This is a genomic window from Algoriphagus jejuensis (assembly GCF_039523455.1).
In the GTDB taxonomy this organism is placed as follows: domain Bacteria; phylum Bacteroidota; class Bacteroidia; order Cytophagales; family Cyclobacteriaceae; genus Algoriphagus; species Algoriphagus jejuensis.
Genome location: NZ_BAAAFI010000013.1, coordinates 111,518 through 135,012, shown reverse-complemented (window position 1 = coordinate 135,012; position 23,495 = coordinate 111,518). Strand labels below are relative to the sequence as shown.

The window sequence follows — 23,495 nt, the reverse complement described above, 5'->3', positions numbered from 1 at the left end:
AAAGACATCAAATTCCTCCTTAGCTCAGTTGGTTAGAGCACATGACTGTTAATCATGGGGTCCTAGGTTCAAGCCCTAGAGGGGGAGCAAAAGCCACGCAGAGATGTGTGGCTTTTTGCATTTTAAGGATATAACTTTTTACATCAAAATCCTTTTTTCGCACTAGTTCGGTCAATCCAACAATCTCTGGCAAAGACTGATCGAGCATAACGAGGAGTTTCTTTTCAAATACACCTCAAACCACCGGCAATGTCAATTAAAAACAGTCTTGGGAATTGAAGGTGGTCGGGGTGAAGCCATGACGATCGAATCGTTCATCAAAAACACAAAAGTCCAGTCACTTCGTCGAAAAACCAATTGATCCAGAACTAATCTCCTACAGCATCTTAGCTCATCCCGATAACTACCTTAGGTTTGATAGGTTGAAAAATGTAAGGTTTTGAAGTATAATTGAAGCCCTGTCAGCGACCCAGCGATAGCTTTAGATGTAAGAGATCTAACCTGATATTCGGGACTGACAGGTTTCAAGAACCAAGACCTGTATAAGATATCAGTCAAACCTGTTAAGGTTATTAGGTAACGGTTCTTTACTTCAATTATCTAACAACGAAAGTATGCAATTTGAATTATTTATTGGAATCGATGTAAGCAAATTAACCTTGGATATTGCTTTTCTGAACCAGGATGCCGAAGGGGAAAGTTTCAAAATCGAAAACAAACCAGTATCGATTAAGCGGTTTTTCAAGAAAATATCCAAGCAGATAGACCTACCTAATTCCTTGATCTGTGCAGAGTTCACAGGGCATTATTGCTATCCATTACGTAAAGTATGTCTGGAAGAAGGCTATTCGTTGTGGCTGGAAAGCGGCGCTGAAATAAAGCAACGATCAGGAGTAACCCGATACAAGAATGATAAGGTGGATGCCATTCGGATTGCTGAGTATACCCGGAGGCATCAGGATAAGGCTAAAATTCAAGTGATTGAAGATTATACCTTAGAATCTGTTAGATCACTATCTGCTGAACGAGAGTTATTTATCAAAGAAAGAGCGAAGTATAAGACTCAGCTAAAAGACCTGAAAGGATTTATGGATGAAGCCCTTTACAAGGCCAGAAGCAAACGTTTAAAGAAGCAGGTAGACTCCTTGACTAAGTTGATCAAGGAAATCGATGTGCAGATCAAATCCCTATTGGAATCCAGCGAAACACTGACAAACCAAAAAGCCATACTCACTTCGATAGATGGAATCGGCGACCAAGTTGCCATCCACACTATTCTGGCGACAAGTGCCTTCACCAAGTTCTATTCAGGAAGGAAATTCGCCTGCCATGCAGGCGTAGCCCCATTTTCCTTTGAATCAGGAACGAGCCAACGGTCCAGGCGCAAAGTTTCCTTCAGGGCAAATATGGAACTCAAGAAACTGTTCCATATGGCTGCACTCTCAGCAATAAAAATGAAAGGCGAATTCAAGGACTACTTTGATAGAAAAGTGGCTGAAGGCAAGAATAAAATGACAGTTATCAATGCTGTAAGAGCTAAACTGATCAACAGAATTTTTGCCTTAATCCGTGACAATAGAATTAATGAAAAAAACTATCAAATAACCCTTGCCTAATCCATAAGATATCGGTAGGTCAGAGTTCCGCACGAGTGGGTCAATTCTGTCCCGCAGGTGTGCGAAGCAAAATCCTTGCAGCAATGCAGGACTTTTTGTTTTGAGTAGAAATGAGTGGCGTTTTAGGTTTCGAGAAAATCGCTGCTAAGGCTAGCAACTTAGCGATCGGTCAATTTGGGGAAAAGCTAAAAGATTAAAAAATGTCTAAAAATCTGAATGCAACGGAGCGGACTCCCTTTTCTTGCAGTTGAGTTGTGAAAAAATAAGTTGCTTAAAAAATCACCCTTTATGTCTTTCTCTTTTGTCGTTTCAAAAGAACATAGGAAAGTTAACTCAAGTCATCTTAAAACCACCAACTACGCCCAGATAGGAAGGCATCGGATTTATGGCAAAACAATAGCTCTTTGCAGAACTGAGCAATCAATTCTCAATTTTCGCAAAGAGCTTGGGCCGATTTCTGGTTTTTAGTAAAAAATGCAAAAAACATGCTAAAACGTCTGTGCCGCGCTATTTGAGCGACAGGCGTTCAGCACATTGTATTCAAACAATCGATCCGACTTCAGAATATCAAAAAAATCATTAATATATAGTTTACACGCTTTGGCGTCCGACTCCCCAAAGTAAACGGAATTCTTTTCGATGGTCTCCGAGATTTGATTTTCCTTAGCCAATATTTCTGCTCTGATGGCTTGAAGAAGCGCCGGATCTCTGCAAAACCCCCGATACAGCCGGTCTGTCACCCGCTCGACACCGATATTTCTATTGACTTGGGCATAGGGCGGATTGACCAATCCAGTCATGTCAAAATCATAGGCAAGCGGCACGATGGTCTTATCGTCCAGCATCATGACTTTTTCATTATGTTGAAAAAGTCCAGACCAGTCTGTATTTCCGATCATCAGTTGGAAGAAGTCATGTCTTACGGTAGCAGAATCCTCCATCAGTGTAGGAATTATCTTTTTGTCGTCAAGAATTTTGCCACCAAACCTATCCGCGACATCATCGTCATCCTCAATAAAAAACCCCAACAACTCTACCGATTCAGCTTTTTTGCTGTCAGTATCGGTCAGCGTAACCCTAAGCGGGCGCGTCTGAAAAGTATATTCTGTTATATCCTCATACAGTTGATAGGCCAGGTATTCCCTTCCCAAGTAATTACCTGCATTCTTGGCTTTGGAGCAAGGCAAAACCAGCTTTAGATTTCGATCCCCCTTGAAAACCGTATTTGCCGCCTCCTTCTTTTTCATCTTTACGCGCATGGGAGGATAAAAGCAGTTTTCCAGTCTAAAATTCCCCCGGACACGTATCTCAATGTCCAGCGTATCCTTTTGCCCATTCGCGGACTCAACAATCATTTGGGAATCTATAAATGTGGAATCGTTCGTTTCGGTCTTGAGTTGTTTGATCGAAAAACTCATCTCAATTGCCATCGGTTCTTTGGCCTCAAATAGTCCGCCCTGACCATATACATCCGACAATAGCGTTAGAAAAAGTATCAAAAACACGGGTTGGACAAAGGAGCGATTTCTCATATGAATCTGGCGTTAGGATTTGGGTATGGGTTAGCACTATCATTCTGAGTTCTCGTCCAAGCTAAGGTTTGGCTTGCAATCCTCTAATTCCGAAGTGGCCTGACGAAAAGGCTACTCAATATAAACTAAGAAACCATCGAAAGAAACTGCCAGCAGCAAAGATTGCTACTCGAAGGGGTCAGGCTCTGGGTCTGGCTTCCCAAATTCTCATAAAAAGCATATGCGCCATCCTCCGCGCGTGTTCCTTTGCGTAGGTGGCATTCTCCCCAACAAAAAACTCGTCGATGGTCGCAAACCAGAGTTCCAGCCAGTTGCCAAAATGAACCTGGGAGATCTGGTGTTCCACCTTGGCATCGACTTCCTGATGGACTTTGGTAGGATTAAACCTCCCACGCCCAGGCCCGGTCTGCAGCAGAATCATCTCCCAAAAGTCTGACAGGTGAATCAGATGATGCTCCCAGTCCTCCACGACCCCATTGAAAATCGGCCCCAAAGTGGCATGCTCGCGCACCTTGTCATAAAACTGCCGAACTAAAAAGTCCACATCTTCCCGACTGCTTATCGTCTTTTTTCCCATAGTGCTACTTCAAAATCGGCGCTAAGACATCTACTTCCCCATCTGTCCCCTCCGGTATCGGAAGCCCCAAAATCTGGCAGATCAGCGGATAAATATGGATGTTTTGAAATGGCTCGATAGAGTTGTCAGATTTAATTTGAGGTCCATTGGCGTAGAAAATCCCCCAAACCTCTTTGTTTCGAGGACTGAATCCATGCTCGCCAAATGTCTCTGTCTTCAACAATGCCGCACGGTTTTGATAGCGCATCATCCCGCGATTGTCGGCCAGATAGTACCCAAACTCCGGAAGGATCAGCAAATCCCCGACACGCTGCGGAAACTTGCTGACATCAGTATAATTTTCATTTTTCTCAAAATCGTCAATCGTCACATGAGGACTTCTAGACCGGATCGTGTCAATTGCTGCTTGCTGATCAGCCTTATCCGCAAGATGAATATGTGCCAAAGCACCGTTGTTCACCACCCTGGCGTCGATTCCTTTCATCAAGTCGTCCAAATTGATCAGGTTGTCTTTAGGCACATCGGCCATCCCATGATCTGATACCAGGATCACATTGATGGGCAAATCGAAGCTTCTTATTCCTTCGAAAAGCGCACCCAACTCATGATCGAGCTTAGTGAGTCGTTCGTTGAGCTTCTCATCGTTGCTCGGCCCATAGGCGTGACCGACATCATCCATGTCTGAAAAATACAAGGCGATAAACCTCGGTCGCTCCGCGTCTGGCAGTTGCAGCCACTCAAAGACCTTACTGATTCGGGTTAGATTTGGAACCCGACCATCATAGTCAAAATATTCACTGGGTCTGACTCCATTTACCGGTGCCTCCGAACCGACAAAAAAGTAGCTCACCGCTTTCATCCCGTTGTTTTCCGCCAAAACCCACAGCGGAGTCCCGCCATACCAATAGCCGTCCTGGACGATGTCACGATTGCCCATGACATAGACCTGATCTTTGAACGGCTCATAGAAGGAATTGTCCACCAAACCATGATGCTCGGGCAGCATTCCTGTGGCGATGGTGTAGTGATTGGGAAAAGTTTTGCTGGGAAAAGACGGAATCAGAGCCTCGGCTGCCGTCCCCTCCTTTACAAATTTCGTGAGGTTTTCCGGTTGAAATCGCTCCACGTAGTCATGGCGAAACCCGTCCAAAGAAATCAAAATGACGATGGGTTCTTTTTCCTGTGCAAACAACAAATCCTGGCTAGTGACACAGGCCATGAAAAAAAGCAAAAATCGGCGCATGGTTTTTTTTTCAAAAATACCCCGATCGATTATTCCAAGCAATCCCTTCCTGTAAATGCTTTCAACCTGTGGAAAAATCTCAAAAATCGAGGCAATCTTCCCCATCACAAGGCCTAAAACAGGCCTAAAACCGTCAAATCAGCATGGCATGCCTCTTGACTTTGCAACATCCATATCAATACTGCCAACAACCCTAGTCGGGCAAAATCAAAAATTATGAAAACTACCAACAAAATTCTAAGCCTATTGCTGATCTGCACATTGTCCATTGCTACTCTCAGCTGTAAGACAAGCAACGCCGTCAAAGGAGGCGCTATCGGCGGCGCTGCCGGAGGGGTGATCGGCGGTTTGCTTTCTAAAAACAATACTGCAACCGGAATCATCGTCGGATCAGCCATCGGTGGTTCCGCCGGCGCTATCATTGGCAACGAAATGGACAAACAGGCCGAAGAGCTGAAAAGGGATCTAAAGGGCGCCAAGGTAGAGCGCGTCGGTGAAGGAATCAAAATCACTTTCGATTCAGGCATTCTATTCGGTGTGGATGAAGCCACGCTCAATGTGGCATCTCAGACCAATCTGACAAATCTGGCCACCACACTCAAAAAATACGAGGATACCAACATACTGATCGAAGGCCATACGGATGACACCGGAGCGGCTGAATATAATCAAACGCTGTCCGAACAGCGGGCATCTACCGTTGCGGACTTTCTAAGTGACGCCGGTGTAGATAACAAGAGACTGAGCAGCCAAGCTTTCGGAGAGGAAATGCCCGCAGTGCCAAACACCAGCGCTGAAGCCCGAGCCCAAAACCGTCGGGTGGAAGTCGCGATCTACGCTAACAAAAAAATGCAGAAGATGGCCGAGAAGGGCGAATTGGGCGGTTAAAAATCTATTCTCATCAAGTAATCTGTTTGGATCTCATCGCCAAATGGAAAGGGATGGCTTCCGAATTTTCGGAGGCCATTTTTTTCATAAAAACGTATTGCGCGGGCATTGTGCTCCCACACGCCCAGCCAGAGGTATTTTTTTTGATTTTGCTTCGCAAAGTCCAAGGCAATATCCAAAAGCGATTTGCCTAATCCCATTCCCAGAAAATCCTCCAAGATGTACAAACGGGCAATCTCCAAACTATCCGGATCATGCACATCGGTCTGCGCCGGAACCTGATTGACCTTGACATAGCCGATAATCTCCTCTTCATTTTCCGCCAGGAAAAAAGTCGAGGCCGAGTTGTTCATTTCCTTTTCAAACTGTTCGAGCGTAAATGCTTCGTCGAGGTAGGCGGCCACGTTCTCGGGTTTGTTGCCTGCGGTAAATCCCTGTAAAAATGCTGTCCGTGCCATATGAAGCAGGTCTGCTAGGTCTTCTTTTTTTGCTTTTCGAATAGAAACTGAGTCCATTTCATGAGTTTTTTTAAAGTGAAAATTCAATCTTCATCGACCTTCCCTCTCGTTTTCCCGACAGAATCACTTCGTTCATACGTGGCTTTTTCCACCATCTTCCAAGCTAAAGCCAACGCAACAAATTAAACCGACGTCTGTCTGTTTCCTATAAAGATCATCAACGCAGCACTTCCAAACATCAACAAGCCGTAGATCACCGGCGGGATCGTCATGGCTGGATTCATAAGCAGCGTTGCCGCAACGGTGATGCCGAGCGTGGCATTCTGGATTCCCGACTCTATGGAGACGGTCGTGCTCTGCTTTCTGCTCAGGCCAAAAAGCCTCCCGCTAAAGTACCCCACTCCAAGTGTACACAAGTTCAGAGCCAATGCTACTGGTCCTGCTTCGATAAAATAATGGACGATGTGTTCCCTTTCTTTGAAAACCGCCGCTACAACAATCACCACAAAGAAAATGATCGAGATCCTTCTGAACGGCTTGTCCAATCTTGCTGCCATTGCGGGTGTTTTTTTCAGAATAACCATCCCGATAGCCACCGGAATCACGGTGATAAAAAGAACAGCGATGACTGTTCCGATTACGTTAAGTTGCTGAACTTCTCCCCCGGGCATGAAATACTGAAGAGAAAAATTCACGACAAATGGGATACTTAAGACAGTGATCATCGAAGAAAAACCTGTCAGCGTGATCGAAAGTGCAGAATCCCCTTTTGCTAAGTGAGTGATCAGATTGGAGGTGGCACCTCCCGGACAGGCGGACAGGATCATCACTCCCACCGCCAACTCTGGCTGGAGATCAAAGAGCTGAATCAAGCCAAATGCAATTAGGGGGAGTAGGACGATCTGGTTGAGCAGACCGACGGCCACCGCTTTGGGATAGATCAGGATTCGTTTGAAATCATTTGGTGTAAGGCTGAGCCCCATGCCAAACATGATGATGGCCAGAGCTAAGGGCAGGAACAGCTCAGTGATAATACTTGCTTGCACGCGGTTGGGGGTTTGGGTGAATTGTTTGGGAAAATAGACGAATTTTGCAGGGTTTGTTATGGTTTGGCCAATTTTCTACTGCACATAGTCGTTAGCGAGGCTGAACGCTTCACTCATTTCGACAGTCAGGAGAGGTTTCATTTTCTGAGGTCGCAAAACCAACTGCTTATCTCCAATTTGGAAGTGAGTGACTATGGACGAAAAGATCTCTACTATCGTCAAGATGACTATGAGCCGCTACCCGATACTATAATAACCCCGCTACCGCAAACCCCACATAGGTTCCCAGCGCGTTGCCAAGGCTTCCCACGAGAACGCCTGGAATCAGCAAATCCGGCCGGTTTAGGCTTTCTGCGGCAGCTATCGCCGTCGTATTTCCGCCCACATTCGCCTGAGAAGCCACGGCGATCACATCCCAATCCATCTTAAACAGCGCTCCGATGCCAAAGATCACCGCGCCATGGATCAGCACCAACAATCCCACAAAAAGAATCAGTGTCCCGGCCAATTCTCCGACTCCTGCCAAAGCGCCGACATCGCACAGCGTGCCAATCACTGCAAGGAAAATCAGGATAAAAAAGAAACCGAGCGTGTGCTTTCCCTTCAGCTGCTTCACCATCGGAACCTGTGCCAATATGAGCGCAAAGGTCGTCAAGACGATGATTTCCGGGATATCAGAAAAATAAGAACCCAAAACTTTACTGACCGCCATTCCCAGCAACCCCAGCCCAAGAATCATCCCCAAAGAAGCGATGGATATTTCTTCAGAGGTTATAATTTTCTCTCCAGACTGAGCTGACTCCAGTTTTTCTCTGGGATAAAACTTTTGCAAATACTTGGGCAAGATCAAGGTCGCCACGATCCAAGGGGTTCCGATCAGATTGTCTACGACGGTGGTAGCCGCAAAAAGATTTCCGCTTTGATTCACTTCGTAGTGCAGCGCAATCGCATTGAAATTAATACTTCCCCCGATGTAGGTTCCGGTGTACATCCCCGCCACAGCCGAAGCCAAATCCCCGATCTGAGCTGCGGGATTGACCACAAACCAAGCGACCATCACCCCGATCACCGTACCCGCAGCACCTAGCAAAAACATCAACAGTAGCGGCAAACCAGCTTTTTTCAAACTTTTCAGATCCACCTCCAGCAAAGCGATGAAAATCCCCAACGGAGCCAAATAAACAAAGACTCCATCGTAAACCGGACCTCCATCCATCGCACTGGGAATCAACCCAAAATTGGAAATCACTGCACAGATTAAAATGACCCAAATGGCCGATCCGACAGTCCGACCCCAAGAAAACCGAGTCAGCCCTTGCGCTAAAAAAACCGCCATACACAGGATGCCAGCGATGAAAATAGGGTCTTGGGAAAAGGACATGGGGGAAAATAGGAAAAAAACAAGCAAATCTCTTAGCCTATTTTTCGAAGAAAGCGAGGATCGCCTTTATCACAATTGCTATCTCTTCCTCGCTCAAAAAAGGATTCAGCGGTAAAGACAAACCTGTCTTCGCAAGTTTGCGGGCATTGGTAAAATCTCCAGTTGACTGAAATGGCTTCAGATCAGGAATGATCGTCGGATAGTGGATAGCCGTTCCGATTTCTTTCTGGGCAAGAAAAGTCCTCAGCTCATCTCTGCGCTCCGTTCGAACGACAAACAGATGCGCATTGTGATCGGCTTCCAAAATTCTCGAAGGCAACATCAATTCGTCGATACCTGCAAAAGCGGACAGATATCGCCTCGCAATCGCCTTTCGCTTCACCTGATTTATCTCAAAATCCTCTAACAAAACATTCAAAAAAGCCGCCTGAAGCGTATCAACCCTGCTGTTTCTACCGATCAACACATGCTGATCCCGCAGTGGCTGCCCATGGTTGAGCAAAAGGCGGATTCGCTCAGCAATGCGCTCGTCTTGGGTCAGACACATTCCTGCTTCTCCGAGCGCACCCAGATTTTTGGTTGGGTAAAAACTCAGGCAACCGACATCGCTCCAAGTTCCTGCTGCTTTCCCGTCCTGAACCGACCCAAAAGCCTGTGCTGCATCCTCGATCACAGCGATTCGGTGTTTTTTTGCCTTGTCGGTCAAGGCTTTCATGTCCGGCATTTTGCCATAGAGATGAACAGGAATGACCACTTTTGTCTTGGTAGAAATGGCTTTTTCCCAATCGGCTCGAATTAGTCCGGTCTCATCCGTATCCCAAAAAACCGGTTTTGCTCCCACCATCACGACTGCCTCGGCAGTGGACACCCAGGTCATCGCCGGGACGACCACTTCATCACCGGGGCCGATCTCCAGAGTACGCAACGCAAGTTCAAGCGCATCCGTCCCATTGGCACAGGAAATCGAAAAGGGGGAATTCAAAAGCCCGGAAATTGAGGCTTCAAAAGTTGCCACTTCCTTTCCTCCGGAAAAAATCCCCGCGTCCAAGGCGCCGGAAAATTTGGATTTCAGCCTTTCTTTCAGGCTTCCATCCATGCGCTTCAGATCAAGAAAGGGTATGTTCATCCAATATTTTAGCCAAATCCTGAGTCAATGACTTGCGGGAAAACCGGTCAATCTTCACCTCAGATTCCCTTTCGATATTTCCATCCATCAACTTCCTCAATGCGATCTGGATCTTGACAAAATCCTCATGACGGATCACTTCCCCTCCACCTGCTTCCTGGAGAATCTTCGCCGAATCTCCCTCAGGATCTCCCAAAGCCAAGACTGGAACTCCTGTGGCCAAGTACTCGAACAGTTTTCCCGGGATATTTCCCTGGGCATTTTTGGTATCAGTGAGGATCAATACCAGAGTATCAGCTTTTGCATAAAAACCAAATACTTCGCCATGCGAAACATATCCGGGAAAGAAAACCCGCTCAACCAACCATGCGTCCGCCTTCACAAACTCCCGTAAGTGCTCTGATACCTTCCCCACAAAAGTCATCCTCACCTCTTCCCCAGTCTCGACAAACTCCTCCTTCATCGCTTTCAAGATCGGAATCGGATTTCGGATCGAATCAATCACGCCAGAATAGACCAAATGCAGCTTTCCAGATTCTTTGTCTTTCAGAGAAAAATCCGTTGGTATATCCGTTGGATCGTAGCCATTGGTAAGCAAGTTGATCTTTCGTTCGGCTAATTTCTCCAAATCGATCTGAAAAGTCGGAGAAATCGTCAGCACCGCATTGGCCTCTCCGAGAACTTGCTGTTCCAAACTTTGATGTCGGCGGCGAATGACATCCGTCATCGGAAGCTGATCCAGAAACTCCCATTGCGACCAAGGATCACGGAAGTCAGTGATCCAGGGAATGCCTGTTTTGCGCTTCAACTCCAGCCCGATCAGGTGCATGCTATGCGGCGGACCCGTCGTAATCACTGCCTGAAACTGCCCGTTTTTCACCAACTCGATCAGAAATTTTACAGACGGTTTCACCCAAAAAACCCTGGGATCCGGCACCAGCAAGTTGGCACGCATCCAGATGGCGGCTTTCTCCAGAAAGCCCCTGTCCTTTTGCTCCAGAAGCCGACCCGGATGGGTTTTGGTCTTGCCTTTTACTTTGGAAAAAAGCTGGTAAGGCTCCCAAATAGGGAATTTAATCACTTCCAGCTGCGAGGGAATTTCCTTTTGCAGGCTCTCGTCCTGAAGGTCAAAATCCGGGTTTTCGGGCGTAAAGATCACCGGTTCCCAACCCGAATCGGGCAGGTATTTGGCAAACTTCAGCCAGCGTTGCACGCCAGAACCTCCACTCGGCGGCCAGTAATAAGTGATGATGAGAACACGTCGGGACATTAACCAATTTGAAATTTGTGATTTGAAATTAGCGGAAACGCATCAAAAATAAAGGAGAAAGTTTCCCTTCTCCTTCTTATTCATTGTTCGACATTCGATGTTACTGTCAGGTTGAGCGGAGTCCAAGGGCGATCTACCTACAAACGGTACAACTTACCACTAACAGGCCTTACTCCCCTTGCGCAAGCGAATACGCCCGCTTCCCGTCAAAGCTGTACAAATTGGACGTTTGGATAAACTCAAAACCCAATTCATCGATTTGTTTCAGCAGATCCAAGATCTGCCCGTGGCTAATTGTCGCCTGATCGGAAGTCTGGAATCTGCATCTCCAGTGGTCGGTGCAGAAGGTTTCTTTCATTCCCGCAGGGAATACTTTCACTCCACGGTTGGTGATGAGCTGAAGCTGAAGTCCGTCGGCATTGGCCACACGGAGCTTTTCCCCCAAGACATTCGGATCCCTCCCGTCCTGATCCCAAGCCACAAACACATCCACGCCGATCAATTCCTTTTTCTCCGATGTAGCAGGGCGAAGCTTTACATCCATCGGTTTGGTGTCCTCTTTGTCGAAGGACGCCGGACTCATATTGGCAGGCACTTGGCCTAATCGGTCGATCACCGCCTGAGCAAAGTCCGCTGTGCCCACCTTCTTGGTAGAAAGCGATTCCTGATAGATATCGCCGGTATGGATACCATCTTCCAAAGTCTTCATCCAAGCATTGGCGATTTTTTCAGCGGCATCGGGCTGACCGATATGTACGAGCATCATGATGGCACCATTCAACAATCCTGATGGATTGGCGATGCCCATTCCTGTAATATCAGGAGCCGAACCGTGGATAGCTTCAAACATCGCTACTTCCTCTCCGACGTTCGCAGAGCCACCGAGTCCTACCGAACCGGTCACCTGAGCCGCCACATCAGAGATGATGTCGCCGTATAGATTGAGCGTCACGATCACGTCAAACATCTCCGGACGATCAGCGATGAGTGCAGTTCCGATATCGATGATCTTGTGATCCGTTTTGATGTCTGGGTATTCTTTGGCGACTTCGTCGAAAGTCCTGTGAAAAAGTCCATCGGCCAACTTCATGATGTTGTCCTTGGTCATGCAGGTCACTTTCTTGCGACCATATTTTTTTGCGTATTCGAATGCGTAACGGATGATTTTCTCCGAACCCGGTTTAGAGATCAACTTCAGGCTTTGCACAACTTCATGCGTCTGTCTGTGCTCAATTCCTGCGTAGAGGTCTTCTTCATTTTCCCGGATGATGACCATGTCGGTCTTTGGAAAGTGAGTTTTGATGAAAGGAGAATAGGCCTTACAGGGTCTCACGTTGGCAAAAAGTCCAAAGGAAGTCCTGGTCGTCACATTGAGTGACTTGAATCCTCCACCCTGGGGGGTTGTGATAGGAGATTTGAGAAAAACTTTAGTTTCGCGGAGAGACTCGAAGGCCTTGGGATCCATGCCGGAGCTGATCCCTTTGAGGTACACCTGCTCACCGATTTCGATTACATCGTACTCGAGTTGCGCGCCTGCAGCTTCGAGGATATTCAGGGTAGCCGTCATGATTTCCGGGCCGATTCCGTCACCGTATGCCACTGTTATTTTTCTCTTGGAAGACATATTTATAGGAGGTTTAGATTATATTCTGAAAAGTCAAAAGTAAATAAAAATGCCTGAAGCAGACTGGAATCCCACTTTTAATTCCCCCGATGGAAACCGGCAATTTTCAGAGGGAACACTTGACCACGAAATCCAAAAAGGATATTTCTGGTAATGATAATTTTGCTTTGTACCCCCTAGGTGTATATTTGTTTTTCCACACCCGAACCATCTATGGCTGATTTTCAAAATATCCTGACCGAAGAAAAAAACGGCGTCCTCTATCTGACACTCAATCGTGAGGACAAGATGAACGCACTCAATTTCGCCACTTTGGATGAATTGAGGGGAATTTTCGAGGAGGCGGCAGATAGGAAAGCAATCAAAGCAGTGATCATCACCGGTGCCGGAGAGAAGGCCTTCATAGCCGGTGCGGACATCAGTGAGATCGCCACGCTTAACGAAGTGAATGCACGTAAATTCGCTGAAAATGGCCAGGAGATCTTCGCTATGATCGAAAATTGCCACAAGCCAGTCATCGCCGTGACCAACGGCTATACCCTTGGCGGAGGCTGCGAATTGGCCATGGCCTGTCATATGAGGATCGCAACTGCCAATGCGAAATTCGGTCAGCCCGAAGTCAATCTGGGTATCATCCCGGGCTATGGCGGAACCCAGCGTCTCACGCATCTGATCGGTCGGGGCAAGGCTAATGAACTCATGATGACCGGAGATATGATCGGTGCGGAAGAAGCCAGATCTCTTGGTTTGGTAAACCATGTGCTTCCCACTAAAGCAGAAGCGCTCAACAAAGCAGAAGAAATCATAGCCAAGATCATGAGCAAAGCGCCATTGGCCATCGGCATGATCGTTGATTGTGTCAATGCAGCATTTCTCTCTGAGGAAAATGGCTACCAGACCGAAGCCAACAGCTTTGCCCGCTGCGTCAAGTCTGGAGATTACAAAGAAGGAACTTCGGCATTTTTGGAAAAAAGAAAACCAATCTTCAAAGGCGAGTAAGCGCTCTGCCCCTGCATGAGTAACCTAAAAAAACTTGCCGGCCAAACTGCCATCTACGGATTGAGCAGCATTCTGGCAAGGTCGATTAATTTTTTAATGATCTTCGTCTACACTTCCTACCTCAACAAGGAAGCCGTAGGATCATTCACGGGGATTTACGCCCTAATCGGGTTTCTCAACATCGTCTTCACTTATGGGATGGAAACCTCGTTTTTCCGCTTTTCCACAGGAAAAAATCTCGACCCTGCTAAAGTCTATAACACCACCCAATCGCTGTTGATCACTTCCACGCTGGTTTTGGGCGGTGGACTATATCTCGCAGCTCCCTGGCTTTCAGAGCTCCTGAATTATCCTGACCAAGCTTACTTGTTCCGATGGACAGCTTTGATTTTGTCTTTCGATGCCATCTTGGCTATTCCTTTTGCCAAACTCCGACTGAGCAATCGCGCTTTCGCTTTTGCAGGAGCCAAGATGATTAATGTGCTACTCAACGTATTTTTCACGCTACTGCTGATCATCTGGATTCCCGAGTTGATCAGTGCTGGCTACCTCCAAGAAGGATGGCTCGGCTATCAGCTGAATTGGGGGATTGAGTATATCCTGCTCGCCAATCTTTTTGCCAACGGCTTGATCATCCCTTATATCTGGTGGAAAGCAGGGTTTTTCAGCTTTTCTCTCGACACGGAAATCATCCAACCGATGTGGAAATACGCCATTCCTCTGCTCTTCATGGGTTTGGCTGGAGTCACCAACGAATTGGTTTCCCGACTTCTTTTCGAATACCTCCTGCCGGAAAATTTCTACCCCGGTCTGAATCCCCGGGAAGCGGCGGCGATTTTCGGAACAAGTGTCAAGTTGGCGATCCTGATGAATCTGGTCATCCAGGCCTTCAAATACGCAGCAGAACCTTTCTTCTTCGGCAAGTCCTCGGACAAAAATTCCCCGCAGCTTTATGCAAACGTGATGCATGCTTTCATTATCTTTTGCTCCCTGCTCATGGTTGCCATCTCCGTCAATCTCGACCTGATCGGCTATTTGTTTCCCGCGGGAGCGGGATACGACACGGCATTCTTCATCGTGCCGATCCTGCTCATGGGCTACCTGCTTTTGGGAGTTTATTTCAATCTTTCGATTTGGTTCAAGATCACCGATCAAACCAAGTATAGCTTCTGGATTACCCTTGCAGGAGCCGTCGTCAGCTTGGTGGTGATCTTCACCACGGTCCCGGTTTTGGGCTATTTGGGCGGAGCCCTCAGTACCTTGATCTGTTACCTGGTGATGACCAGCATGTGCTATTACTATGGACAGAGAAACTTTCCCATTCCTTATCAAACAAGCAGAGATCTCAGCTACTTGGTCATTGCCTTTGGCCTGAGCTACGCTGGATTTTTCATGGATTTAGGTTCGGTAGGTTTGAATTTTTTTGCAAAAAACAGCCTTGTACTTGTCTTCTTGGCCTGGCTTGGGTATCGAGAGAAAAACTTGGTTTTGGCTGTCCTTCAGCGAAAAAAGTCCCGCTAAGAATTCTCCCAGCTTTCGGGCAAATGACGAAATAGTCCCGCCAATTTGAGCAAAAGGCATTATGTTTGTGAATTGATGCAGCATTCCAAATTCGCCGTGAGATTTACCCCGTTCGTATTCCTGCTTTTCCTACTTTCTCTGGGATATAGCGCATGTTTTGCCCAAAAAAATCTTTCCAAAAAAGAAGCTAAACTGCAGGAAACCAAAACCAAAGCCAGCAGGTATTTTATCGAAGGTGAAAAAGCCCTCGTGCTGGGCGACTTGGAAAAGGCCTATTTCTACCTCCAACATGCATTAGAAATGGCCCCTGATGAACCCGCTATCAGCTACAAGATCGCGGAGGTTTTGGTTCGCTCCAATCAGGCGGAAAAAGGACTTCCCTTTGCCGAAAAAGCTGCAATGGCCGACCCTGACAACAAGTATTATTCGCTCATGGTGGCGGAGATCTACACCAATCTCAACCAGCCTCTCAAGGCTGCTGAAATACTCGATCGCCTTACCTCAGACAGCGAAAAAAACCAACAGTACAATTTAGACCTGGCATCACTTTACCTGAATGCCAACGAATTTGACAAAGCACTCATCGTCTTGGATCGCGCGGAGGAATACTATGGAGTCCGAGAGCCATTCACGGTACAAAAGCAGCGGATTTACCTTCGGAAAAATGACCTGTCCAATGCAGTCAAAGAGGGGGAAAAGCTGATCGAAGCGTTTCCCGGAAATCCCGCCTATGTGCTAAATCTGGTCGAGATCCTCTATAACAATGCCCGCATCAATCAGGCGCTCGACCTCGTGAACGGGGAGATCAAAAAGTACCCCAATCAACCGGAACTTCAGATGGCGGCCTATACGCTGTTGAAGGAAAAAGGCGAGATCGCCCAAGCCAATCAGCTACTGATATCAGCATTTCAAAGTCCTGATTTGGACGGAGAAGTAAAGGCAAAGACCTTCAAATCTATGCTTTCCGAGATGCAAACCTCCCAGCGTGATTCGCTTTTGGATGAAATGGAAGCCCTGATGCTTAGGTTAAATTCAACGGATGCTATGGTGCAGGAAGTCATCGGCGAGCGTAGAGGCAAGGAGGGTAACATGCCTGCAGCGATGGATTTTTTCAAAAAATCTCTCCAGATTCAGCCAAAAAACGGCCCGCTACTTGAACAGGTGATCCTAAATTCCTTTGGGGAAAATGCAGATTTCACAGAGATAGAAACCTTCACCACGATGGGGGTCGACGAGTTTCCGGAGGCACCGGAGTTTTGGTTTTACGACGGTGTGGTCAAATCCGCCACAAAAAAGGATTCTCTTGCAGTGCAATCCCTGACAAAGTCCGTTCAGCTCAACGCCGGCAAAAATCCCCAATTGGATCAGGTCGCCTTTGGATCTCTGGGCAGTTCGTACTATACCTTGGGAGAAAAAGACTCTGCCTTTGTCTATTTCGAAAAAGCCCTCGTCCTCAATCCCAATGACGAGCAGGTATTGAACAATTACGCCTACTTTCTTTCGTTGGATAAACGAGATCTGGAAAAAGCCCGAACCATGTCAGAAAAAGTCGTGAAGAAACATCCTACCAACTCGACCTACTTGGATACCCACGCTTGGGTGCTCTTTCAGATGGGCAGCTACGAAGAGGCATCGCAGTACATGAGCGACGCAATTCGTAACGATCCCGAGCCTAGCGGTGTCATGTTGGAGCACTATGGCGACATTCTTTTTCATCTTGGCAAAGTTTCTGATGCAATGACCTGGTGGAAAAAAGCGGAAGGAAGCACGGAAGCCTCTGACAAGCTTGCACAAAAACTAAAAGACGGAAAATACCATGAATAGACTTTTTGCCGGAGTGCTGGCACTCGCGATCTTTGGCTTGGCTGGCTGCGCTAAAAAAGTCGTGCTCTATGAAGGAGACGGCCAGATGGAGGAATTCCAACCGGTGCAGGCCCGATACGACTACCTCAGCGCCAAGGCAAAGATTGTCATCGAAGAGGAATCTGGGAAGATCACCAGAGGAACCCTCAGTTTGCGAGCAAAAAAAGACAGCGTTCTATGGTTCACCATGTCTCCAGGGATGGGAATGGAAGCTATCCGCGGCTTTTTCACCCAAGACAAGATTCAGATCAGAGACAGGATTGGGCACGACGACATCGACCTTACCTATGCAGAATTCGAGCAATTTTACGGCTTGAAGCTTTCGCTCGACTTATTCCAAAACGTTCTTTGGGCAAACATCCCGTTTGAGTTTGACTATCAGGATAGACTTTTGCGAGTTGGAAAAAAGTTTGAATTGACGCAGGTTCGGGATAAGGCTAGGTTCTTTTCCAAAGTAGAAACCAGTCATGGCAAGGTCTCCGAATTGGTAAGCAACTCCCTGGATGACCGAGGCTCGGTTCTGGCAAGTTTCCCGAAATTTCAAGATGTATCCTCTCAGCCATTCCCTGCCGAGGTGCTATTCAAGCTAGCCTACCAGCTTCCCGAAGGCAGCCAAAACACCATCATTTATATCGAATGGACCTCCATCGACCCTAATTCTCAAGCGTTAAGCTTTCCTTTCAGATTCTAATTTCCATGCGGATTTATAGATTTACCATCTTACTGTTTCTACTGCTTTTCATCTGGAGTGCTGAAGCTTTTTCCCAGACAACAAAAACAAGGGAGGAGCTGGAGCGCGAAAAAGCGGAGGTTCAAGCCAGGCTCCGGGAGTTTGACGCTATCCTAAAACAAACCACTGCCAATAAAAAAACCTCACTTGGCGAGCTGAATGCACTGACCCAACAGTTTCAAACCCAAAACCGACTGGTCAGTACATTAGACCGTGAGGTCCGTCTGATCAACAAAGAAATCTCCGAAACCGAAACGAAAATCTCAGAGTTGGAGTCGCAACTCAAGGAGCTGAAGGCAGAGTATTCCCGGATGATTTATTCCTCTTCGAAAATCAACCGTGGACTTTCTATCGTCGCGTTTGTATTCAGTTCGGGCAATTTCAACCAGCTATACATGCGACTAAAATACCTGCGTCAGTATAGTGAAAGCCGCAAAGAGCAGGCCGCCCGCATCGAAAAGCTTTCTTTGGAACTGGCTGACCAACGCGTGTTATTGGATCAGCGAAAAGCTGACAAAGTAGTCGTGCTCAAAGAGGAGGAAAAAGAAAAAGCGGAACTCGAACGACTTAGAAAAAGCCAGCAAGGTGTGGTCAATACCCTTTCCAAAAAAGAACGGGACATCCAACGCCAAATCACCGCAACAAAAAAACAGCAAGATCAACTCAACAGGATGATCAAGCAGGTGATCGAGGATGAAATCCGACTCGCTGAAGCCGAAGCCAAAAAGGCAAACACCACCACGACCAAAAAAGCCGGTACCAGTATGCCGATGACACCTGAAGCAGCGGCACTTTCCAACTCCTTTGCAGGCAACAAAGGTAAACTGCCTTGGCCAGTCGAGACGGGTTTCGTCTCACAAAACTACGGCACGTTCCCGCACCCGACCCTTAAAGGAATCACACTGGAAAATGACGGCATCGACATCCGCACCCAGCCCAATTCGAATGTGAGAACCGTCTTTGACGGAACGGTCACCAAGATCACCTCAATGCCCGGTTTTGGAGGCACGGTCATCATTAAGCACGGAGAATACTACACAATGTACAGCCGTCTGAAAAACATCACCGTCAAAACCGGGCAGACCCTCAAAGCAAAAGACGTTATCGGCCAGGTTGGCACCAATGCCGAAGGTGAACCCGAAGTGCACTTTCAAACTTGGAAAGGCCTGCAGATCATGAATCCTGGAACATGGATTACATCCAAATAGCGTTCAAAATCGTATGTTCATAAAAAAGAGCAGTTGTCAATAGTCTTATTTTTGGCTAAGAGAGTGACAAGTGTATCTTTGTAACCCTATATTTCCTTAAACAAATACACCATCATGACTACATTAGGTTTCATTCAAAACATGGGCGGAGGTTCGATCGTGTTGATCATCGTCGTTATCCTCTTGCTGTTTGGTGCTAAAAGGATCCCTGAATTGGCCCGCGGATTGGGTCGTGGCATCAGAGAATTCAAAGACGCTACCAAAGAGATTCAGAACGATCTTGAAGATGGGCTGAAAGACAAGAAGAAGTAATCCTTTAAGCCAATACCATTGGAAAAATTTAGTTCATTCGACGATATCAAAAAATCGCTCGAAAAGAAAGAAACTGATTGTCGGGCAATCGTCAGTCACTACTTACAGAACATCACAACGAAGGCGCATCTCAACGCCTTCGTTGAAGTTTATACCCAATCCTCATTAGAGCGGGCTGAGGAGATCGATGAAAAGATCTCCAAGGGCAAAGCAGGTAAACTTGCTGGAATGGTAATCGGGATCAAAGATGTCCTCAACTACGCCGGCCACGAATCCAATGCGTCTTCCGCAATCCTCAAGGGGTACCAAGCTCAATTCACCACGACCGCTGTCCAAAGACTGATCGACGAAGATGCCATCATTATCGGTAGACTCAACTGCGATGAGTTTGGGATGGGCAGCTCCAATGAAAATTCCACCCACGGCAGGGTGCTCAATGCCCTGGATGAATCGCGGGTTCCCGGAGGCTCATCCGGGGGTTCGGCTGTTGCCGTCCAGGCAAATCTCTGTACCGTCACCCTTGGCACCGATACCGGCGGATCTGTTCGTCAGCCGGCAGCGTTCACAGGGATCATCGGGATGAAGCCTACCTACTCGCGGGTGTCCCGCTGGGGCCTGATCGCCTACGCATCTACGTTTGACACCATTGGGATTTTCTCCAGGACGGTGAAAGACAACGCACTGGTCATGGAAATCATCGCAGGACACGATGAGTTTGACAGCACCTCGTCGAGAAAACCGGTGCTGCACTACAGCGAGCTTTTACATTTTGATAAAAAAGTAAAGGTAGCCTTCCTCAAAGAGGCGATCGAGTCTCCCGCACTTCAACCGGAAATCAAAGAAAACACCCTGAGTGTGTTGGATAAGTTAACCGCTGAAGGACATGAAGTGAAAGAGGTGAAATTTCCTCTTTTGAAATACCTGCTTCCGACCTACTACATTCTTACGACGGCAGAAGCCAGTTCCAATCTTTCGCGATTTGATGGAGTAAAATACGGCTACCGTACTCCAAATGCCCACAATCTTGAGAGCATGTACAAGCTGACCCGAAGTGAGGGCTTTGGAGAAGAAGTGAAGCGCCGAATTATGCTCGGTACTTTCGTCCTATCTGCAAGCTATTACGACGCCTATTTTACCAAGGCGCAGCAGGTCAGAAGGCTAATAAAAGATTTTACTGAAAATCTTTTGAATGATTTTGATTATATTATTATGCCGACGACGCCATCCACAGCGTTTAAGTTTGGAGAGCATAGCGGCGATCCTGTCGCCATGTATCTTGAAGACCTCTTTACAGTACAAGCTTCAGTATCAGGAGTCCCGGCGATCTCTATCCCAAACGGTACAGACAATTCTGGCATGCCTATTGGACTACAGGTCATGGCGAACTCCTTCAAAGAAGCTGAGCTTTACAGCTTTACCAATTACCTATCCGGATTAACCTCTTAAATTAAACTCTTGATGAAAATGTCTTTGCGAAGTGCTATCATACCGGTAATTCTCACTTGTCTGATCCCTCTGACCGAAGCCTATTCTCAGGAAGAGCCCCAAGAGACCGCCACATTGATTTCCGAGGAGATCGCCCCCAACTACCATTACGAGTACATTCCCGACTTCACTTATGCACAGGTCGACCAGCGCGTCAAGGCGATGGAAACCGGGATGCCGTTTGAGCTGAACGATAGGATTTTTTCTTTTATCCAATACTTCACCGTCAGAAACCGGGAGTACACCAAGATGGTACTTGCACGAAAAGACATCTTTTTCCCGCTTTTCGAATCCACACTTCAAAAGCACGAGATGCCAACGGAGATCGAATACCTGGCGATCGTCGAATCGGGTCTTGATCCTCAGATCAAAAGCCGGGTGGGTGCCATGGGCCTTTGGCAGTTTATGCCGGCTACCGGAAGAATGTACGGCATGGAGGTAAATCCCGATGTGGATGACCGCATGGATCCAGAGCAGTCTACCGAGGCGGCCGCCAAATACCTGAAGTCACTTTACCGCATGTTTGGAGATTGGGAAGTCGCATTGGCGGCCTACAATTGCGGTCCAGGCAATGTGCGAAAAGCAATACGCCGATCAGGTGGTAAGAAGACCTTTTGGGGCATCTACAATTACCTGCCCAAAGAAACACGTAGCTACGTCCCACAATTCCAGGCGTTCCTCTACGTGCTCAACAACCTCGAAGCGCATAATTTCAATCTGGAGGAACCCACCTACCCGATTGAATACGAAAAAATCAGATTCGACCGAGCTTTCAGCCTGGAGCGACTTTCTGAATTAACGGCGATTTGTATCGCAGATCTGGAGCACCTGAACCCTTCAATCAAACAAAGAAATGTCCCTGCATCAAATCGCAGCATGCAGATCAACATTCCGAAATCCAAAGCCCTGTATCTCAAGGAAAACCTCGCTTGGATTGGGGATTCTCTTGGCAGCCCGCCTTCAATCTTGTTAGCGAGTAACGACTCCCCTGCCTTAATTTCGGTAGAAAAGGCCGTAGCTAGTACGAATTCGGATAGAACCTCCTACCGGGTTCGTTCCGGTGATGTGTTGGGTTCCATCGCCTCCCGACACGGAGTCAGCGTCTCGCAGCTAAAGGAGTGGAATAACCTCCGATCAAATTTGATCAAGGTTGGTCAGACCCTCTACCTCTACAATGGCAAGACTGCCACCTCGGAAACCCTTGCCGACAATTCTGCTCAATCCGGCCAAAGAACCTACATTGTTCGGGCTGGTGATTCACTTTGGATCATCTCTCAAAAGCATTCACTTTCTGTAGAGCAAATCAAGAGGCTGAACAACCTCATTTCCAATAACATCAAGCCCGGCCAAAAGCTGATCATTGGATAGAAATTCTTCAATAAGCTCCGTCAGCACCCGTCAACTCATTTAAAGTTATTTAACTCAATGTTTAATTTCTAAAAACAGGGAAGACTCGTTTTTAGTCGTTACCTTGAGCACACAGCTTAACCAAGACAACTATGAAAGTGCTTTCCTATATCACGCTTATCTTGTTTTCTGCTTTTTTGATTTCGTGCGGCGAAGATGGAAAAGGTGGCTTTGGCGACAGTCCAAAACCCAGAGCCCGCGGATCAGTCGGCGAAATCGTACTGGCCATCGACTCCACCAAATGGGCTGGACCGGTTGGAGACGAATTAAGGGAAATATTCGAGGCCGACCTGGGCGGGATGCTACGATCCGAGAGCATGTTTAAAGTTCATCGAGTCGATCCGAGAGCCATGACCAGGATGCTGAAAATGTACACCAACCTCATCTATGTCACGACTTTTGATGACAAAAAAGGAGGAAGTCAAGTGATAAACGCACAGTTTAGCAAGGAGTCCAAGGAAAAAGCAGAAGCCGATCCAAGCCTCTATACCCTGAGAATGGAGGATGAATATGCCACCGGCCAAGAGGTTCTTTACCTATTTGGCAACAACGAAGAAGAGCTCATCGCCAATCTCAAAAAGAACAGGGAAAAGCTTCAAAATCTGTTTGAAGTCCGAGAGCGGGGAAGGTTGGAAAAGCCGCTTTTTTCAAGAAGAAATTCAGCTGCCGAATACGAGGCCCGCACCAAGCTTGGCATCGAAATTCAAGCTCCGGCATCTTATCAAATTGCGAAAACAGCGAACGATTTTTTATGGATGCGATCACCTTCTCCCACCGAAAGACGTCCGGATATCAGCATCTTTTTCTTCGAGACAGACTATACCGCCGAGGAGCAGACCTTTCCCGCAAACATCCTGAGCCTCAGAGATTCCATAGCCGCCAAACATGTCTTCGGTGATCCCGAAGACCCCAGCTCCTTTATGGTGAGCGAAAAACAAATCCCACCGGCGTTCCGAAACATGGTGATTAATGATAATTTTACCGTTGAAATCAGAGGAACCTGGAAGACCAACAACCTCAGTATGGGGGGGACTTACCTGGGATATTTGATGGTCGATCCTGCAAAGGGCAAGCTGTACTACATGGAGGGTTTTGTCTACTACCCCAATGAAATACACCGGGACGCACTTCGCGAGATTCAAACCATCCTGCTCAACACCAATGTAAGTTGGACGGAAAGCCAGGGAGCCTGATCTATTCCCCCCAAAT

20 protein-coding genes and 1 tRNA gene are annotated in these 23,495 nt (G+C 47.2%); 12 read left to right on the top strand and 9 right to left on the bottom strand.

Going from position 1 to position 23,495, the window contains the following annotated elements:
- Positions 1-13: 13 nt before the first annotated feature.
- Together ABD031_RS12880 and ABD031_RS12875 are read left to right on the top strand one after the other, a co-directional pair.
- Positions 14-87 (top strand) — tRNA-Asn (locus ABD031_RS12880).
- A gap of 527 nt (positions 88-614) precedes the next feature.
- Positions 615-1,616 carry an IS110 family RNA-guided transposase gene (locus ABD031_RS12875; protein WP_343852078.1) on the top strand — a complete coding sequence of 334 codons (1,002 nt, stop codon included), beginning with the start codon at positions 615-617 and terminating at the stop codon, positions 1,614-1,616.
- Between the two features lie 488 nt (positions 1,617-2,104).
- Here the strand turns inward: ABD031_RS12875 and ABD031_RS12870 are convergent, their stop codons facing one another.
- The 3 genes from ABD031_RS12870 to ABD031_RS12860 all read right to left on the bottom strand — a co-directional run bounded on the left by ABD031_RS12870 (position 2,105) and on the right by ABD031_RS12860 (position 4,968).
- Positions 2,105-3,148, bottom strand: a complete 1,044-nt coding sequence (locus ABD031_RS12870; RefSeq protein WP_343852076.1) for a hypothetical protein — start codon at positions 3,146-3,148, stop codon at positions 2,105-2,107.
- A gap of 178 nt (positions 3,149-3,326) precedes the next feature.
- Complete coding sequence (locus ABD031_RS12865; protein ID WP_343852074.1) at positions 3,327-3,725, bottom strand: group III truncated hemoglobin; 399 nt, start codon at positions 3,723-3,725, stop codon at positions 3,327-3,329.
- Positions 3,726-3,729: 4 nt separating this feature from the next.
- On the bottom strand, positions 3,730-4,968 hold the full coding sequence (locus ABD031_RS12860; RefSeq protein WP_343852073.1) for an alkaline phosphatase family protein: 1,239 nt from the start codon (positions 4,966-4,968) through the stop codon (positions 3,730-3,732).
- Positions 4,969-5,184: 216 nt separating this feature from the next.
- Here ABD031_RS12860 and ABD031_RS12855 point away from each other — a divergent pair, with 216 nt between their 5' ends.
- Positions 5,185-5,856 carry a YiaD family glycine zipper/OmpA-like lipoprotein gene (locus ABD031_RS12855; RefSeq protein WP_343852071.1) on the top strand — a complete coding sequence of 224 codons (672 nt, stop codon included), beginning with the start codon at positions 5,185-5,187 and terminating at the stop codon, positions 5,854-5,856.
- Here ABD031_RS12855 and ABD031_RS12850 read toward each other — a convergent pair.
- The 6 genes from ABD031_RS12850 to ABD031_RS12825 form a co-directional block, all read right to left on the bottom strand.
- Positions 5,853-6,371, bottom strand: a complete 519-nt coding sequence (locus ABD031_RS12850) for a GNAT family N-acetyltransferase (protein ID WP_343852069.1) — start codon at positions 6,369-6,371, stop codon at positions 5,853-5,855. The genes ABD031_RS12855 and ABD031_RS12850 overlap by 4 nt on opposite strands.
- A gap of 125 nt (positions 6,372-6,496) precedes the next feature.
- Positions 6,497-7,360, bottom strand: a complete 864-nt coding sequence (locus ABD031_RS12845; RefSeq protein WP_343852067.1) for a bile acid:sodium symporter family protein — start codon at positions 7,358-7,360, stop codon at positions 6,497-6,499.
- Positions 7,361-7,607: 247 nt separating this feature from the next.
- Positions 7,608-8,741 carry a DUF819 family protein gene (locus tag ABD031_RS12840; RefSeq protein ID WP_343852065.1) on the bottom strand — a complete coding sequence of 378 codons (1,134 nt, stop codon included), beginning with the start codon at positions 8,739-8,741 and terminating at the stop codon, positions 7,608-7,610.
- A gap of 37 nt (positions 8,742-8,778) precedes the next feature.
- A complete protein-coding gene (locus ABD031_RS12835; RefSeq protein WP_343852063.1) occupies positions 8,779-9,867 on the bottom strand; it encodes a DegT/DnrJ/EryC1/StrS family aminotransferase in 1,089 nt (362 codons plus the stop codon).
- Positions 9,848-11,137 (bottom strand): glycosyltransferase family 4 protein, encoded by a 1,290-nt coding sequence (locus ABD031_RS12830; protein ID WP_343852061.1) that lies wholly within the window; start codon positions 11,135-11,137, stop codon positions 9,848-9,850. Before ABD031_RS12830 ends, ABD031_RS12835 begins: the two co-directional genes overlap by 20 nt.
- Positions 11,138-11,306: 169 nt before the next feature.
- Positions 11,307-12,761, bottom strand: a complete 1,455-nt coding sequence (locus tag ABD031_RS12825) for an NADP-dependent isocitrate dehydrogenase (RefSeq protein WP_343852059.1) — start codon at positions 12,759-12,761, stop codon at positions 11,307-11,309.
- A 213-nt stretch (positions 12,762-12,974) separates the two neighbouring features.
- Between ABD031_RS12825 and ABD031_RS12820 the strand changes: the two genes are divergently transcribed.
- The 9 genes from ABD031_RS12820 to ABD031_RS12780 all read left to right on the top strand — a co-directional run bounded on the left by ABD031_RS12820 (position 12,975) and on the right by ABD031_RS12780 (position 23,479).
- On the top strand, positions 12,975-13,760 hold the full coding sequence (locus ABD031_RS12820; protein WP_343852057.1) for an enoyl-CoA hydratase/isomerase family protein: 786 nt from the start codon (positions 12,975-12,977) through the stop codon (positions 13,758-13,760).
- Positions 13,761-13,775: 15 nt separating this feature from the next.
- Positions 13,776-15,281, top strand: coding sequence for a lipopolysaccharide biosynthesis protein (locus tag ABD031_RS12815; RefSeq protein ID WP_343852055.1), 1,506 nt, complete (start codon positions 13,776-13,778; stop codon positions 15,279-15,281).
- A gap of 75 nt (positions 15,282-15,356) precedes the next feature.
- On the top strand, positions 15,357-17,105 hold the full coding sequence (locus ABD031_RS12810; protein WP_343852053.1) for a tetratricopeptide repeat protein: 1,749 nt from the start codon (positions 15,357-15,359) through the stop codon (positions 17,103-17,105).
- The gene (lolB1, locus tag ABD031_RS12805; RefSeq protein WP_343852051.1) at positions 17,098-17,835 is read left to right on the top strand and encodes a lipoprotein insertase outer membrane protein LolB1; all 738 of its coding nucleotides are present in this window, start codon (positions 17,098-17,100) and stop codon (positions 17,833-17,835) included. Before ABD031_RS12810 ends, lolB1 begins: the two co-directional genes overlap by 8 nt.
- A 5-nt stretch (positions 17,836-17,840) precedes the next feature.
- On the top strand, positions 17,841-19,082 hold the full coding sequence (locus ABD031_RS12800) for a murein hydrolase activator EnvC family protein (protein ID WP_343852049.1): 1,242 nt from the start codon (positions 17,841-17,843) through the stop codon (positions 19,080-19,082).
- Between the two features lie 114 nt (positions 19,083-19,196).
- Positions 19,197-19,394 carry a twin-arginine translocase TatA/TatE family subunit gene (gene tatA, locus ABD031_RS12795; protein ID WP_077353614.1) on the top strand — a complete coding sequence of 66 codons (198 nt, stop codon included), beginning with the start codon at positions 19,197-19,199 and terminating at the stop codon, positions 19,392-19,394.
- Between the two features lie 18 nt (positions 19,395-19,412).
- The gene (gatA, locus tag ABD031_RS12790; RefSeq protein WP_343852045.1) at positions 19,413-20,840 is read left to right on the top strand and encodes an Asp-tRNA(Asn)/Glu-tRNA(Gln) amidotransferase subunit GatA; all 1,428 of its coding nucleotides are present in this window, start codon (positions 19,413-19,415) and stop codon (positions 20,838-20,840) included.
- Positions 20,841-20,852: 12 nt separating this feature from the next.
- On the top strand, positions 20,853-22,247 hold the full coding sequence (locus ABD031_RS12785) for a transglycosylase SLT domain-containing protein (RefSeq protein ID WP_343852043.1): 1,395 nt from the start codon (positions 20,853-20,855) through the stop codon (positions 22,245-22,247).
- Between the two features lie 131 nt (positions 22,248-22,378).
- Positions 22,379-23,479 (top strand): DUF4837 family protein, encoded by a 1,101-nt coding sequence (locus ABD031_RS12780; protein ID WP_343852041.1) that lies wholly within the window; start codon positions 22,379-22,381, stop codon positions 23,477-23,479.
- Positions 23,480-23,495 lie beyond the last annotated feature (16 nt).

What these genes read in the sequence shown, in the direction of transcription:
- ABD031_RS12810 (WP_343852053.1), top strand. Translation starts at nt 15,357, where the DNA reads ATGCAGCATTCCAAATTCGCCGTGAGATTTACCCCGTTCGTATTCCTG.
- ABD031_RS12860 (WP_343852073.1), bottom strand. Translation starts at nt 4,968, where the DNA reads ATGCGCCGATTTTTGCTTTTTTTCATGGCCTGTGTCACTAGCCAGGAT.
- lolB1 (WP_343852051.1), top strand. Translation starts at nt 17,098, where the DNA reads ATGAATAGACTTTTTGCCGGAGTGCTGGCACTCGCGATCTTTGGCTTG.
- ABD031_RS12820 (WP_343852057.1), top strand. Translation starts at nt 12,975, where the DNA reads ATGGCTGATTTTCAAAATATCCTGACCGAAGAAAAAAACGGCGTCCTC.
- ABD031_RS12835 (WP_343852063.1), bottom strand. Translation starts at nt 9,867, where the DNA reads ATGAACATACCCTTTCTTGATCTGAAGCGCATGGATGGAAGCCTGAAA.
- ABD031_RS12875 (WP_343852078.1), top strand. Translation starts at nt 615, where the DNA reads ATGCAATTTGAATTATTTATTGGAATCGATGTAAGCAAATTAACCTTG.
- ABD031_RS12785 (WP_343852043.1), top strand. Translation starts at nt 20,853, where the DNA reads ATGAAAATGTCTTTGCGAAGTGCTATCATACCGGTAATTCTCACTTGT.
- ABD031_RS12850 (WP_343852069.1), bottom strand. Translation starts at nt 6,371, where the DNA reads ATGGACTCAGTTTCTATTCGAAAAGCAAAAAAAGAAGACCTAGCAGAC.
- ABD031_RS12870 (WP_343852076.1), bottom strand. Translation starts at nt 3,148, where the DNA reads ATGAGAAATCGCTCCTTTGTCCAACCCGTGTTTTTGATACTTTTTCTA.
- ABD031_RS12855 (WP_343852071.1), top strand. Translation starts at nt 5,185, where the DNA reads ATGAAAACTACCAACAAAATTCTAAGCCTATTGCTGATCTGCACATTG.
- ABD031_RS12780 (WP_343852041.1), top strand. Translation starts at nt 22,379, where the DNA reads ATGAAAGTGCTTTCCTATATCACGCTTATCTTGTTTTCTGCTTTTTTG.
- ABD031_RS12865 (WP_343852074.1), bottom strand. Translation starts at nt 3,725, where the DNA reads ATGGGAAAAAAGACGATAAGCAGTCGGGAAGATGTGGACTTTTTAGTT.
- ABD031_RS12815 (WP_343852055.1), top strand. Translation starts at nt 13,776, where the DNA reads ATGAGTAACCTAAAAAAACTTGCCGGCCAAACTGCCATCTACGGATTG.
- ABD031_RS12800 (WP_343852049.1), top strand. Translation starts at nt 17,841, where the DNA reads ATGCGGATTTATAGATTTACCATCTTACTGTTTCTACTGCTTTTCATC.
- ABD031_RS12825 (WP_343852059.1), bottom strand. Translation starts at nt 12,761, where the DNA reads ATGTCTTCCAAGAGAAAAATAACAGTGGCATACGGTGACGGAATCGGC.
- ABD031_RS12830 (WP_343852061.1), bottom strand. Translation starts at nt 11,137, where the DNA reads ATGTCCCGACGTGTTCTCATCATCACTTATTACTGGCCGCCGAGTGGA.
- tatA (WP_077353614.1), top strand. Translation starts at nt 19,197, where the DNA reads ATGACTACATTAGGTTTCATTCAAAACATGGGCGGAGGTTCGATCGTG.
- ABD031_RS12840 (WP_343852065.1), bottom strand. Translation starts at nt 8,741, where the DNA reads ATGTCCTTTTCCCAAGACCCTATTTTCATCGCTGGCATCCTGTGTATG.